The sequence below is a fragment of the Roseburia sp. OF03-24 genome, assembly GCF_003463035.1.
Classification (GTDB): Bacteria; Bacillota; Clostridia; order Lachnospirales; family Lachnospiraceae; genus Roseburia; species Roseburia rectibacter.
Map to the genome: position 1 here is coordinate 22,119 of NZ_QSCK01000034.1, position 14,280 is coordinate 36,398.

Below are 14,280 nucleotides of genomic sequence, written 5' to 3' on the forward strand. Positions count from 1 at the left end.
CTCTTGGAATCCACGGATGGTATAAAAATACCATCCGTAATTTATTTATCTTTCTAAATATTTAGCCCACTATTATTCCGAAAGGAACTAAATAATCCAATGTCATCTGTGTCATTGTAGTGCAACTAGCATTTACATAAGAAATACCACTTACCCAATGTACTGTAACAGATGTTGCATAGTTTCCATCAATTGATCCTGATGGTGGATTATTGTCAACCAAGTCACTCCACCAACCACCTGTTTGTGCTAGTTTTTTTGAATAACTAGCAGTTGCTGGCGTATAATAATAGTCAATGCTTGATGCGTATGTATTATTAGCAAATGCTTTTGATTTATCCGAAAATTTCACACCTGTCAATGCATACTCATCTTCACTTCCACTAGGACAATTAATGGTCAATGTTTGCGTACTTGCTGATTGGCTAGATGAGCTTCGATTCCACTTTATTGTTGTATAATGTGTAAGATCCGAAAAGGTTGTTGTTTGTGCTATTGGCAATGGTTGTCCAGCATAATATCCATAATGATAACCGGTAGTTGCTGTTGCATCTTTTACCTTAAAAACAATATAATAATTTCCATCAATAAGACCTAAACTAATTACCTTATTCGACGTTCCTGCAATCGTTTTAGTTGTTGAATAATATCTGTCAAAATAACTGGTAACTCCCGCCTCATCCGATGAACGATATATTAAATTTATATCATTGTCAAAAATAAATACATTAACATTAGATTCTAACATAAATGTAATATTATTACAGTCCTCATCCGAAACAACACATTGATAATAATGTCCCTGATTTTCATCATATGCAGAATCATTCAGATACCCCTCTCTTAATGCCGAATTATAGTTGCTCTGACCTTTTGGATTCAGTAAGAAACCAGACATTACAAACCCTTCTGATGTTTTTGCATATGTACTAAAAATTTCTGTATTCGATGTCCATTTCTGATCAGAGAAATTATATTCCATCGTGCTTGCACTCCACATATATTTATTTGACACCCTTCTTGTATCTGCATATGCACTTGCTCCATCATTTGTTGCATCCGTAAAGTCACAAGTCACTTCTTCGGTTGCAATTTTCGATTGTAATAATGTTAAATCCGTGTCGTTATCTTCTGTATTGAAATGTACTTTATTGCCATTATCAATACTTGCCGCATTCGCTACTGAGACATTTCCTAACAGCAAACATGCTGCCAATAATATTGTTGCTATTTTTCTCTTTTTCATGAATAATTCCTTTCTGTTCATAGTTCTTTATTTTATAGTTTTTTGATTTATATAGATTCATTATTAAAACGCTTTCCCTCCCTCTATTGTTTATTTTTTAATTTAAAAATTTCGAATCATATATTTTATCTAAAAAACTATATTACTATACTTGACACACTTCCCTATATTTTTTCAAAAATATTATATTTCTAAAGTACAGAATACCATTGCCTGTTTGTACTATCAGCTTCATATTGATATGTGATCAACTGATTCATGTCCTTTAAACCACTCTTTCCATATAAAATGCTTAAAGTCATATCCGGCACATTGTTCCATCCTTTAGTTGACATAGTTGAAACCAGGTCATGTATCCAATTCTTCATTTGCTGCTTGAACTCTTTCGGAACTTTTCCAGAATCTTCAACAGCCTTATCCACTAAGTCTAATATATTCTCTCCTGACTCCGTATAATATGTCCCGTTTTTTTCCTCAAGTTTATCTAATTCATATCCTGTATAACTATAAACTTGATGATATGCTTCGTATTTCATTTTTGATTCCTTTGTTATCTGAGAACTCTCACAGCCATCTTGTGTTGAACAATAATATATATGCTTATAGAGGTTTTTTCCGTTATCTCCTACATTTAAGGCATCCTGCATCAACACCTTTGTTTCTTCATCCACGCCATCTACCGTTATTTCATAACTGTATGGATCGACAGTAAAAGTACAATCTTTCGTAATAGAAGATGTATCTACACCAGCCTGCTTTAAAATATTTGAAATTTGCGAATTTATCAATGCTCTTTCAAATTGGATTTTATCCGAATCTACACTGTCACCGTCCACTTCAATTCCCCTGAACAAAGAATCCTGATAATTTACACCATTTATCTTTCCTGTCCGGCACATCTGCATCTCATAATTATATGCAATCCTACGTTCTGTATCAGTCAGATTAGTCTCGTAATACTCTGAACTCTTATCAAAATACTTGGAATGAATATAATTTTCAGGATTGGAATGCGTTTTTGCTTCTGCGGCAAGTTTAGAATACTTTTCCGTTAATGCCTCCCTAAATGCTTTACCTGTACTCATATATTCACTTGTTTTCGCATTAATCTGTGTTCCTGCATTCTCAATGATCTCCTGATTCGTTTTTTTGGCTGAAGCTATATAGGACTTTAAGTCAATGCTGCTATCAATACTTGTATTATGTGTTCTTCCACTTGTACTTTTTGTAAGTTTTTCCTTTCCTGATGCGCTTATCGTCAAAGTATCTCTTGTGCCTATACAACCATTGCTTCGACTGATTGTCGCTTTTTGTTGTTGACCAAACAGGACATTAAGCAATGACTGATTAGCATAAATTCGGCTGTTAAAAAAAATATTCATAGTATCACCCACATTTCTAATATGACTTATATCCTGTATTTGCTATATCGTACTCCCATTCCAGTGTTATTTTAACATTTTTCATTGTTGATTTTGCTGTTGCTAAAGCATTATATTTAAATTGCCATCTTTGTGCTGCCTGAAATCCATCCGAAACATCTATATTGTAATGTCCACTCGATGCACTTGCTACCGTAGATGTATACCAAGTACTTGATTCTGTTGCAGGAAGTACCATATGATGAACATTTCCCTGACTCGGTGATTGAGTACCTGATGTATTTACTGATGTAACAATGGCTTCTGGTGGAATTGTAGTATTATTTGCCAAATTCAATGTAAGAACAGAAGAATCTACACCTGATAAACTTATTGATGAATTTCCAGGATTAGATGCTGTTCCACTAAAAGAAAACACTCCTCGTCCAGTTTTAATTCTCTCATTCATCGAAAGTGAAAAATACATTGTACCCTCACAAGTTCCACGATTAACATGAATATAATATGTCTGTGATGAAGAAGTGAGATTATCACAAGCCACCGCCATAAATGGAATAACCGTGTCCATATCCAAAACATCGTCAGGGCTGTACTTTTCATCTAAAATTCTATTACTTGAGTTTCTCATTTCAAGATACATACCTTCATTTTCCGCATTGTAAGAACATCTTGCATACACACGCTTTTCTTTCGGAAGTGTAAATTTAACCCAAAAATCTTCCTCTGTTTCGGGCAATACCACAGTTATCGTATTTGTTGTACTATATGTACCCCATGAATACGCATTAGCCCTTGTCGTATAGCCACCATTTACCGTTACAATTGATGCTTCCACTTTTGCTGTCGGGAAAAGACCAATGATACAAACAATCGCCAAAACCATTGATAAAATTTTTTTGATACCTTTCATGATAAATTCCTCCTTGATAATTTTTTTACTACTTCACCATAACCATATCATTTTTCCTACTTTTTTCAATATTTCTTGCACGAAGTACGATTTTTTCAACACGAAATACGACAAAGAGTAAATTTCTACCCATCTTAGCCCAATCTTATGTAAAAGCAGTCAGAAATTTAATATATCATTTTAAGAGGATTTTGCTATTTCACATATCGTTTCACTGCAATCTTTCCCATAACCATAAATACTGCTACCAGGACTATACTTACATACCCGGCATAAAAATAATCTTGCAGATCCAGACAAAACAAAATGATAAGAACACATACCTGTAATGCCGTTATGCAATGTGTTACCCTTGCATAATACCTTCTTTCTTCCTCATCAAGCGGTTTATTGATACTTTCCACTGGGGCAAGGACAATAATAATTACCACAGCAAGAACTCCTATCAATAAAATCACGGCATTAGGAACATTTTTCATTACAGGCTCATATGTATAAACCGGAATAAATAAAATTGCCATTGATATCAAAAAACAGCCGATTCTACTCTTACAGTGGCTGCCCCCACTATAGCTTCTCAACGAGGCATAAAATAACAGGAAGACCAGAACAAGTCCCGGTCTCCCCGTCACAATGCCAAATATTCCAGAAGCCAAAAGGTTTCCTGCAACAACAATGCCATTTTCTATACCATATCGGTACAGTTCTGCATCCTCTTTTTGCACAATCCCCTTTTGTATCAATATTTCATTTATCTTCTTTGCAAATTTAGCAATCATACCCTGTTACCACCTTAAAATTTTCTAAGTTTTTTTGCATTATCCGGTAACTTGTCCTGTCCGAAAATAAACCAGCAGCAACGGTTCATATTGGTTGCAGTTACCGTAAGGGCAAGTGCTGCCACGCTGGTTAATGCTCCATGACTGAGTCGGTTCATCAATTTTCTTAATTTTGACATATATGTATGTCCTCCTTTTCATTTGATGAATGCACTATATCATACTTTACAGGAAAATCTGTCAAAGTGTAACCGATTGACATTTAAGTGTAACGCTTTGCATTTATTCCTTCACTTCAATTCCATAGAGCATTGCAGAAACCTCAAATATATCCCCTTTATCTGTAAAACTGACCGTTCCATTGTATTTTTCTACCACTTTACGAACACTCTGAACACCATGCCCATGTCTGATATTATCTTTCTTGGTTGTTTTCAGGCTTTTATTTTTCTTTCCTGTTTTGCTGTTTGTTATTATAAGAAGCAAAATCCCGGACTGGTACTTATTTTCAATCTTTACAAAACGCTGTCCCTCCGGCACCTTGCTGCAGGCTTCTACCGCATTATCCACAAGATTTCCATACAATACACCTATATCCCCGTGATCAAGCTGCATCTGCTTTGGAATACGAATAGATGTTTCTACTTTTATTCCCCTTGCCTTTGCCCTGCCAAATTTAATGCGGAGCACAGAATCTACGATTGGATTATCAGAATACTGCTTTTCATCTATCTGCTCAAATTCCATGCACATCGCACCGATTTTCTCTGAAAGTTCCTGCCCATCACTATTTTCCACCAGATGATACAGTTCATGCAATTTATGTTTCATATCGTGCTTTAACTTCTGCACTTCCTTATTCTGTTTTTCTGCTTCTTCATAATAGATGTCTTTATAGTGCATTTCTTCCCTGTACATTGCATCCTCATACTGTTTTTGCACAAGATAATTAAAACGTTCCATCATATACAGCATAAAATAATCTGTCAGGACAATGGAAATTACAATACTGGCACACATAAGCAGGCTTTTTTCACCGCCAGCTTCCAATGACAAAAGAATAACAAAGCAACAATTCAACACCGTAAAGGTAAATACCATAACCAGCACACCCAAAATTTCTCTTGGAAAGTCGGCAATCTGCATCCCTTTCTTTGAAATCAATTTTGACAGAATATACATCACATTTCCACGAACAAAGCTGCATATTACCATTACAAAATAATATTTATAACTTTCGCCCACATGAAAATTCATCGCATGGAGTAACAGCAAGGCTACAGGTTCAAACAGCATTCCAATACCCATGAATGTCACAATATTTATAATTCTCGTCCACATTCCTGATTCATAATAAAATGATAACAGTATAAGCACAATCAAAAGAGTCGCAAGATTCAGATACGGATTTTTTATGCTGCTGACAAATGTCCATATAATTGCAGCAATGGTAAATCCAGCCCATATCCATACCTTTGATACTGGTTTCATTTTCTTATTGGAATGAAAATAATACATAAACACTGCCAGATCAAACAGGCTGATGGCAAAGCGTATCACATATTCCATCCTTAAACCATCCTCCTTACAAACTCCATATGTTTTTCTTTTAAATTCTGCTTATGGGAACGGGCAATCAGAAGTCTTTCTTCATTGTCCATCACTACTTCATCTCCCTCAATCGCCCTGATATGCCCAAGATTGATGATATATGATACATGAATATGGGCAAAGACCTTATCATCAAGCTGTTTCCATATTTCTTCAGTTGTCATATTTGCCTTGAAATTTTCTGAGATCGTATGTATCACTGCCTGACGACCTTTCTTCTCAAAATACACAATATCATCGCAGCTAATACGAAACTGATTTTTTCGGAACTGAAAGACAAAGTCACGCTTTATCATATGAAGATACTGCATGGCTTTTAAAAGGACGGACTCCAGCTTTTCCACTGTAATCGGTTTAGAAATATAGTCAAAGGTAATAACCTCAAAAACATCCATAACATACTGCGTATATCCAGTCAGGAATACAAACAATGCTTTGGCATCTATTTTCCGGATTTCTTTTGCAAGCTGCAAACCATTCATCTCCGGCATTTCAATGTCAAATATATACAGATGATACATTTCCCCATCATCTATAACATGCTTCAGCAACTCCTTCGCTGTAAAATACACTTCATAAGAAAACTGGTACTGCGCTAACTTATCAAAAGCACTTTCCAGCATTTCTACATCTGTTCTGCTGTCATCACAGACCGCAATATTAAGCATAACACTTCCTCCTTTTCGGGCTTGGAAGTAGGAAGCACTTCAATTTATCTAATCAACTTAGATAAATAAGCCAGCACACGGTCAAAAAAATCATTTCTCTGCTCCTTTGTGCTGTTCGCAACATAGTAATCCAGATTAAAATCTTTCATACTGCTCTCACCTGTTATCAGATATGTAGGATCAATTCCATATTTATGATAGAGTGTCAACACTTTATCTACAGATATTCCCGTTATACCCGCCTCAAGCTTTCGATAATGTTCTACTGTAACATCCAATGCATCCGCAATTTCTGACTTTTCGAGGTTCATATTCAGTCTTGCCTCTCTTAGTCTCTTTCCTATCTGTATATTGGCATCTTTTCTTCCTGTGTCCAAGATTTTGCACCTCTTTTCCATGTTAATCATATCAATGGGACTTTGATTCTCATAGTCCAGAAAACAACCCAACGTACATCATTTTATGCTCGTAAGCAGGTTAATTTTTGCTTTTATTAAAAAAACGAATGGCACATCTGATACCATTCGTCTTTATCTGCTCTATATTCTGTTGTAAATTCTATTAGCGGACAGTTTTTGGCTATTTATCATATCCATCACTGCATTTCTTTTACTCTGACATCCACTGTATTTTTAAAATTTTCAATCTGATGTGAATACTGTTCATTCATAAGCGTGGAATGAATCATAAAATCCGCTGTTGCAATATTATTTGCAATCGGTATATTTTGGATATTTGTAAAATGGCAAAAGCCACATAAATTTTACTTTTTTGCAAGTAATTTCATAGCTATATCATTAAGCTTTTTCATATAAAAACCTTTTTATTTTTTTTTTATATCGACAAGCATCTTATAATATTTCACCTTTTCTGCACGAAGTAAGATTTTTTTGCACGAAAAGCATAAAGATGCATTAAAGACATTAAAGCATAACGTTTTTCTTAATATAAAAAATCTTAGTTTCCTGCTCGATAAAATCAAAAGAATTATACTTCGTGCAATAAATGCGTATTTCGTGCATAGAGAGTGTAAATTTATATTTCTGTATGCTATTATTTTCCAAATAATGTGCATATATATTGAAATTTGTTCATTAGTGGAAGGAGAATTACAATTATATGAAGAAAATTAAGAAAATAATAGCTATTTTATCATTAGCCATGATGCTTGGAATAACTACCATTCCTAATTACGCTTATGCAATGCCATCTGAAGAAAATGCGGCTATAGATACAGTGGCAGCATATGTTAAGGAAAATGCAGAAGAATTTAGTGATGAAAGAACCCCTATTGAAACCATTTATTTTGCTATAGATAAGAATGGAGAGATGACCATAATATCTGGTGAGACAGAAACATATAAGCTGGTTGAGGATGTTATTGTAGGAGGCTATATGTTTTTTGATGATGGGTTAAAAGGAGTTAATCATTACTATGAGGTACAGATGACCGCAACTGTAATAGATAAAAGCGACTATTTTACATATCATAGTTTATCTGTAAAGCCTAAAAATAATTCATCATATTTATCTGCTGTTTCAGCATCTCATGCAAGCTATTTGAGAAAAACTACTGTAAGTGATGCTAAACAGTATTATTATGCTGGAAGTACACCGAATAATCCATATGTATATGTTAAATCCAGTTTTTCGGTAAATGGAGACACAAGCTACTCAATTCCAGAAAAGAAACTTACTAATCCTATAAAGTAAAAACTTAATTTTGTTATCCAATTGGATTGTTGCATTCTGTGATTGCGAATTAACAAGTCAGATTATAGAAAACTCATGAACTTAATAACAGTATAGTTTGCACATTATTTTGCCCACCTATATAATTAATATAGGTGGGATTTTATAGACATTATTTTGATTGGAGATTAAAATGATTGAGATTGTTTTTGATGAAGGAATTGCAGCTAATTTACGAGTCATTATACGACAATGTAAAAGAGAACCAGAAAAAATAATTACATATATGAACGAAAAAGGACAGGCAAGTGATGTGGCATTGAATGATATATTGTGTTTGCAATTATATCTTGATAAAGGACCCATAAATTGTTGTTTGGATAGCAATTGTAGGAAGAAATTCATTGAAGAAATATATTATGAACATTATTCATATATTGATAATCTAAATAGATTTAAAAAAATAAAAAGGCTTGCGAACGAAAAAAATGCATTCAGAATATGGGTGGATAACTTACCTTCTTCCTTATTGGGATTATATTGTGTTTGTAATGAACTTAAAAATTGTAATGTTAATATTTATGTGATGGATATAAATGTATGTGTTGGAGGCTATGGCAATATTTTTTCTTGGGCACAAGTGGAGGCAGAAATTATGCTTGGTTTATTGAAGGAAGCGAAAAAATTAACACGATATGAACTAAACGAATGCATAAATAGTTGGAATAAAAATATTAATTCTAACTGGAATTTGAGAAGCTATATCAATGGAAGCATTGTAAGAATACATGATAACTTTTTTGATGATATTATATTAGGCGTATTTTGTGAAAATAAGATTACGACAATCAATAAAATAATTCAGAATCTTTCAGAACATTATTTGGCATGTATAGATGATTATTATATTATTTATAGAATTAGATACTTAGTTAAAAAAAATAAGCTGTCCATAATAAAAAATAACAGTAACGCATATTTGACATTAGTACAAAAGAATTTTTAATAAAAATTTTATTTCACTTTAAATTTGTCCGTTTAAGAATAATCAATGATTTTTGGTGCGCCGTACTCGTTCAGATACCGGGCTATCTGATTAAGATTGCCGCTGATCCGCCCGTACTCGGCTGCTAACCAGCCGACAGCGGCAAGCAATTCATCATTAATAGCGGACACATGGATAACGTGGCGGATAGTCGCCCGCTAGATAGCCTGCCGCAAAAACAGATATTAGGGGAAGTGATTTTTTCTCACTTCCCCAGCAACATCTTATTTCCAGTTATAAATGCTGGTATACCATTTATATGTTCTTGTTCCTGTTACATAGGTGACATCACTACCGCTATCTTTTTTGGTAAGGGTTATGCTACTACTTTGCCACGGATTTAATACAGTATATTTTGAAGAACTATATCCAATTAGAGTTAAAGCGTGGTATTTTTTTCCTTCATCAGATTTCCGCTGCATTTGCATATATATTGGGCGATAACCATTGATTTCTGTCTTAACTGATGAATAGCTTAGAGGGTTTCCAGACTTGGGAGATAACCCATGATTTTTTGCAACAGAAATAACTTCTGAATTAGTTAGTCCTTCATTTTTAGCAGAGCCTAACGCTTCTTTTGTAACACCTTTTGCTGTTAAAGAAGTTCCCTTTTTGTAGTTAATAATCGCAGCAGTAACCGCAGCACCGCACCATTCTTTCTGTGTACCATTAAAAGTCCCGTCATCTGTTTGAGGAACGCATACAACGCCTAACGGACTAGGATTGCTTGATTCCATAAGGGAAATACTATTTCCATCTGTTTCTGAAAGTACATTTGTAATATTAACAATATTACCAGTAATACTTTCATTCATCAAAGAAACGGTATTTTCAATTTCACTATCCGGTGTAAGTGGCTCTACAAAATCATTTACTACTGCAAAAAATCCAGCATTATTGGAAACTAGACTAATAGGAGAACTTTGAGAGCTTACATTCTGTAATTCATTTAACTTTTCAGCCATTAAATTTTCGTCAAGCTGTGTGTAATATTCACCATTTTCGTCATAGATGGTGAGCATTGCAAAAATTTCACCATTTTCCATAACAGGAAAATCGTAAATTCGGTTAGTACCATCAGATTCTTGAATATTAATAGGATAGCCCAAAGTATATTGTACTTCTCCCGCATTAATTCCGTTAGAACTTAAATGATGGGAGAGAAATTCGGGGAACTCCTCTTTTGCATATTCAAGAATTTCTTCAGGAGTTTCTTCAGTGACAACATAGCACCCACTGGTATTTTCTGCTGCAAAAGCAGATATACTACAAACTCCTAATATAAGTGTTAAAGATAATATACCAGAAATAATTTTTTTAAATTTCATAATTGTACCTCATTTCTAATTTAGTTTTTTTAACAAGCAAATCTTATAAATACATTGGAATCGCCCTTTTCAAAACAACGTACATATCAAATTAAAAATGATGGTTTTAGAATACCCTCTTTAGCCCTAAAACCATCATTGAAAATCATTTCTTTAAATCGATCCGATTTCCATTCCTATCTACTATGTAAATATATGTAGGGGGAGTATCTAAAGCTGATCCGCTTAAATACAAATAAAAGCCGTTCGGTAACTCGTATTGATAAATATAATTCCCACTTCCTATATCTTGATAGGTATATTTTTCAAAATCTTCCCATGTGACGTTGTTAATACCTTTTGATTCAATTATAGAATTGACAATATCCATTGATAAATGGGAAGTAGATGATTGATGTACGAAAAACACTCCTATCACCAAAACAATCAATACTATAAATATACTAACATATCTTTTCATCATCTATTAGTATATTTTACTAAATAATATCCGCAAAATGTGGAATAATTTAGTCCTGAGCCATAATTTCGGTCACAAGATTGAGGGTCTGTAATTTTCTTTCCACTTGCATCAACATTAGAAACTTTTAAATAACCTTGTTTATGCGACCAATAGCCATCTCTATTTTGTACATACCAGTGATAATCAGAATTAGGAGCGATAACTAAGGCAACTTTGTATTGATTCTTTCCCGGAGTTGCATTTTTACTTGAATTTGTAATTTCACGTCCGCTACCTAAATATGGACCATCAGCTTTAACAGCTTTTTCAATCGCACTTTTTGTTAAAGACGTATAACGCTTACCTGATGGATCGCCTGGCTGTAATTTGCCTTCTGTTGTTTTTAATACGTCCATAGCGTAAGCATAGCAATTTGCCCGTCTAATGTTTTCATCTTTATTCCAATAATCAGGATTATAGACAGGCTCATATCCACTTGTTGGAAGAAGCGAAGTTTCAAGTGGCATAGGAATGTCAATATCTAAAGCTGTGGCATCAACGGTTGTTGTGGTTGTTGTGGTTGTGTATGGAGTAGGTGAAGCCAATTCCAATGGCTCATGACTTACCATTTCCTTTAAATCATCAGATAAGCCATTATACCATTCTAACCAGTCAAGAGTTTCTTGTGATAACTCGGTTGCTTTGAAGGACCGCCCATTGTAAACAACTGAATCATCAGTGTCATTTGCTGCAAAAGCGACTGTTGACATCATAAGGGTTAACGTCAACATCGTAGCAATTACTGATAAAAACTTTTTCATAAAGTTTTCCTCCTTTCAAAAATCCAGACTAACCGCACTATCAAACAGCTTTTATTCATAATTATAATACCACACAAATCGATATTTGTATATACAGGATACTGAATATAATTTCCAATAACTTGAAATATCTTTATTTTTATGCGCAATATCCAAAATTAACTGTAAATTTTGAGTTTATTTTTTTTCCACAAAAGATTTAGGAATAGTGGGCTGCTACCTATGAAATTCTTGTGTATTACTTTACCGCACATGAGCATTAAATGCTGGAATGTCAGTCAAGGTAAGGATTCCAGCCTTAACTGACAATTCTTGCATTTGATATAATCAGAGAATAATTCACCGAAACACCTACACAGTTTTTTTTCCACTCATAATGTCAAAATAACTTCCACATCTCTTCTAAATTCCAGTCGGCTATTCTTATTGTCTTAATTTAAATACCGAAACCATACCACTAAGTGTAGTAGCCTGAGCTGTAAGTTCTTCACTTGTCGCTGATGTTTCCTGTGCCGCAGCCGAATTATTCTGAACAACTTCAGCAATTCTTTCTGCGGTTACCTCTACCTGTTCCATACTGTCTGCCTGTTCAATGGAAATTTCTTTTATTTTTTTCGCACTGTCTGCAATCGCCTGTATGCCATCCACAACTTCTCTCAATGAAGTTGAGGCTTTCTCTGCATACATATTTCCATCTCCAACCTCATGAATAGCCGCTTCAATAAGTGCTTTTGAATCCACCGCTGATTTTGCACTCTGTTCTGCAAGGTTTCTGATCTGATCCGCAACAACAGCAAAACCTTTTCCGGCTTCTCCGGCTCTTGCTGTCTCAATCTAAGCATTTAATGAAAGAAGATTTGTCTGGCTTGCAATATCTTCAATCTGTGTGATAATTGCTCCTATCTTCTCAGAGGTTTCATTTATGCGTGACATAGCCTGCACTAATACTTCCATATCTCCACGACTGCCTTCTGCAATCTCCGCATACTTATAGGCTTCATCGTAAGCTGTTCCCAATTCTTCTGCTGTTGTTTTTATTCCGCTTGTAAGTTCATTGATAGTTGCCTGCATTTCCTCAACCGATGCCGCCTGATCCGTTGCGCCTTCTGCTAAAGACTGTGCCGCTTCTGCAAGATTTGTGGAACCTGTAAGAACCTGCCCCGATGCATCATCTACCCCTCTTACAGTTGTATCAATCTCCTCATTCATTTTTCTTATGCCTGTCAGCAAACCAGTAAATGCTCCTGTATATACTTCCTCACACTCTGTATCAATCGCAAAATTACCCTCTGACATTTCATTTAACATTCTGCCAGAATCTTTAATGATAACTCTGATTCTGTCTGACATTGCAGATACACCAGACACAAGTTCCTTAATTTCATCCTCAGACTCAACCGTTGGAAGTGGAGAATCTATGTCACCCTCTGCAAATGTAATAAATCTGTCCTTTAATTCATTTAATGGTTTTTCAATGCTCTTTGATATTGCAACAGAAAGACTGTTTGAATAAATCGTTGATACTGCAATTACAATTATTATAATTGTCAATGCAGCTATCATAATCGTCCTCAACTGTGCACGTTCAGCATTTCCCAATGAAATATTCAAAGCCATAAGTTTCTGTAAAGCATCATCCAACGCCTGATACTTTGGTGCTGCTTCATCGGTCATCATCTGCTGAGCCTGTAATGATTTCGCAGTATCAGTCGTTGCACCGACCTCAATTACTTTTGCATCCACTTCCTTATACTCTGCCCATGCTTTATCAATAGCGTCCATGCAGGCAGTTCCCTCTTTTGTTATCATTGTTGGGCGTATTTTTTCCAAATATTCCTCAAACGATTTAACAGCCTGTTCATGCTGTTCTTTCATACTTTCAATGAGACTATCTGAATCATAACCTACAATACCTCTTGAGGCAGCCCTTACTTCCGCTGATTCATTCATTGCCATAGCAATGTCTCCCTGTGGATACGCATAATTATCCAGTATCGTTCCATAGTTGTTTATCGTATAAAGCATAATCACTACAACCAGTGCTGATAATATTCCAAAAATGAGAATAATCTGTCTGAAAGATTTTTTCAGTCGTGCACCAATCTTCATTTTGTTAAGTTTCTTAAACATTTGTCTTGTCTCCTTCCTAATGGATAAAATGGTTCTTTGTTGTCCCATCAATATGTATATATACAAGTCAATATATGACCGTACATCAAGGTGGTTTCAATATAAAAGGCACATTTCAATTATGCACTAACGCATAACCAAAATGTGCCATATACAATCACAAAAGAAAACAGACTTATTCTGTCTGTCTGTCTGTCTGTCTGTCTGTCTGTCTGTCTGTCTGTCT

At 34.9% G+C, this 14,280-nt stretch carries 12 protein-coding genes and 2 pseudogenes; 2 read left to right on the forward strand and 12 right to left on the reverse strand.

The annotated features are described in order from the left end of the window. Positions 1–61 precede the first annotated feature (61 nt). From DXA60_RS15510 to DXA60_RS15545, 8 genes are all read right to left on the reverse strand, one after another. Positions 62–1,246, reverse strand: a complete 1,185-nt coding sequence (locus DXA60_RS15510; RefSeq protein ID WP_041254362.1) for a DUF6947 domain-containing protein — start codon at positions 1,244–1,246, stop codon at positions 62–64. A 191-nt stretch (positions 1,247–1,437) separates the two neighbouring features. Beyond that, on the reverse strand, positions 1,438–2,628 hold the full coding sequence (locus tag DXA60_RS15515; RefSeq protein WP_008115725.1) for a DUF4885 family protein: 1,191 nt from the start codon (positions 2,626–2,628) through the stop codon (positions 1,438–1,440). A 16-nt stretch (positions 2,629–2,644) separates the two neighbouring features. Beyond that, positions 2,645–3,538 (reverse strand): hypothetical protein, encoded by an 894-nt coding sequence (locus DXA60_RS15520; protein WP_117833131.1) that lies wholly within the window; start codon positions 3,536–3,538, stop codon positions 2,645–2,647. A 194-nt stretch (positions 3,539–3,732) separates the two neighbouring features. After that, complete coding sequence (locus DXA60_RS15525; protein WP_117922238.1) at positions 3,733–4,317, reverse strand: accessory gene regulator B family protein; 585 nt, start codon at positions 4,315–4,317, stop codon at positions 3,733–3,735. A gap of 14 nt (positions 4,318–4,331) precedes the next feature. Continuing rightward, the gene (locus DXA60_RS15530; RefSeq protein ID WP_117922239.1) at positions 4,332–4,496 is read right to left on the reverse strand and encodes a cyclic lactone autoinducer peptide; all 165 of its coding nucleotides are present in this window, start codon (positions 4,494–4,496) and stop codon (positions 4,332–4,334) included. Positions 4,497–4,599: 103 nt separating this feature from the next. After that, positions 4,600–5,886, reverse strand: a complete 1,287-nt coding sequence (locus DXA60_RS15535; RefSeq protein ID WP_117922240.1) for a sensor histidine kinase — start codon at positions 5,884–5,886, stop codon at positions 4,600–4,602. A 2-nt stretch (positions 5,887–5,888) separates the two neighbouring features. Continuing rightward, on the reverse strand, positions 5,889–6,596 hold the full coding sequence (locus DXA60_RS15540; RefSeq protein WP_015567858.1) for a LytR/AlgR family response regulator transcription factor: 708 nt from the start codon (positions 6,594–6,596) through the stop codon (positions 5,889–5,891). A 44-nt stretch (positions 6,597–6,640) separates the two neighbouring features. Beyond that, complete coding sequence (locus DXA60_RS15545) at positions 6,641–6,973, reverse strand: helix-turn-helix domain-containing protein (RefSeq protein WP_243006917.1); 333 nt, start codon at positions 6,971–6,973, stop codon at positions 6,641–6,643. Between the two features lie 742 nt (positions 6,974–7,715). Here DXA60_RS15545 and DXA60_RS15560 point away from each other — a divergent pair. Both DXA60_RS15560 and DXA60_RS15565 read left to right on the forward strand, forming a co-directional pair. Then, positions 7,716–8,309, forward strand: coding sequence for a hypothetical protein (locus tag DXA60_RS15560; protein ID WP_009860890.1), 594 nt, complete (start codon positions 7,716–7,718; stop codon positions 8,307–8,309). Positions 8,310–8,481: 172 nt separating this feature from the next. Further along, positions 8,482–9,294, forward strand: a complete 813-nt coding sequence (locus DXA60_RS15565; protein WP_117922242.1) for a DUF3658 domain-containing protein — start codon at positions 8,482–8,484, stop codon at positions 9,292–9,294. Between the two features lie 53 nt (positions 9,295–9,347). Here DXA60_RS15565 and DXA60_RS15570 read toward each other — a convergent pair. The 4 genes and pseudogenes from DXA60_RS15570 to DXA60_RS15590 all read right to left on the reverse strand — a co-directional run. Then, positions 9,348–9,512: pseudogene (locus DXA60_RS15570) on the reverse strand (plasmid mobilization protein); the annotation flags it as partial. A 45-nt stretch (positions 9,513–9,557) separates the two neighbouring features. Beyond that, positions 9,558–10,661, reverse strand: a complete 1,104-nt coding sequence (locus DXA60_RS15575; RefSeq protein ID WP_117922243.1) for a C39 family peptidase — start codon at positions 10,659–10,661, stop codon at positions 9,558–9,560. Positions 10,662–11,120: 459 nt separating this feature from the next. Next, the gene (locus DXA60_RS15585; RefSeq protein WP_117922245.1) at positions 11,121–11,924 is read right to left on the reverse strand and encodes a hypothetical protein; all 804 of its coding nucleotides are present in this window, start codon (positions 11,922–11,924) and stop codon (positions 11,121–11,123) included. 423 nt (positions 11,925–12,347) lie between these two features. Beyond that, positions 12,348–14,102, reverse strand: a pseudogene (locus DXA60_RS15590) (methyl-accepting chemotaxis protein). Positions 14,103–14,280: the final 178 nt, after the last annotated feature.

What these genes read in the sequence shown, in the direction of transcription:
- DXA60_RS15510 (WP_041254362.1), bottom strand. Translation starts at nt 1,246, where the DNA reads ATGAAAAAGAGAAAAATAGCAACAATATTATTGGCAGCATGTTTGCTG.
- DXA60_RS15515 (WP_008115725.1), bottom strand. Translation starts at nt 2,628, where the DNA reads ATGAATATTTTTTTTAACAGCCGAATTTATGCTAATCAGTCATTGCTT.
- DXA60_RS15520 (WP_117833131.1), bottom strand. Translation starts at nt 3,538, where the DNA reads ATGAAAGGTATCAAAAAAATTTTATCAATGGTTTTGGCGATTGTTTGT.
- DXA60_RS15525 (WP_117922238.1), bottom strand. Translation starts at nt 4,317, where the DNA reads ATGATTGCTAAATTTGCAAAGAAGATAAATGAAATATTGATACAAAAG.
- DXA60_RS15530 (WP_117922239.1), bottom strand. Translation starts at nt 4,496, where the DNA reads ATGTCAAAATTAAGAAAATTGATGAACCGACTCAGTCATGGAGCATTA.
- DXA60_RS15535 (WP_117922240.1), bottom strand. Translation starts at nt 5,886, where the DNA reads ATGGAATATGTGATACGCTTTGCCATCAGCCTGTTTGATCTGGCAGTG.
- DXA60_RS15540 (WP_015567858.1), bottom strand. Translation starts at nt 6,596, where the DNA reads ATGCTTAATATTGCGGTCTGTGATGACAGCAGAACAGATGTAGAAATG.
- DXA60_RS15560 (WP_009860890.1), top strand. Translation starts at nt 7,716, where the DNA reads ATGAAGAAAATTAAGAAAATAATAGCTATTTTATCATTAGCCATGATG.
- DXA60_RS15565 (WP_117922242.1), top strand. Translation starts at nt 8,482, where the DNA reads ATGATTGAGATTGTTTTTGATGAAGGAATTGCAGCTAATTTACGAGTC.
- DXA60_RS15575 (WP_117922243.1), bottom strand. Translation starts at nt 10,661, where the DNA reads ATGAAATTTAAAAAAATTATTTCTGGTATATTATCTTTAACACTTATA.
- DXA60_RS15585 (WP_117922245.1), bottom strand. Translation starts at nt 11,924, where the DNA reads ATGAAAAAGTTTTTATCAGTAATTGCTACGATGTTGACGTTAACCCTT.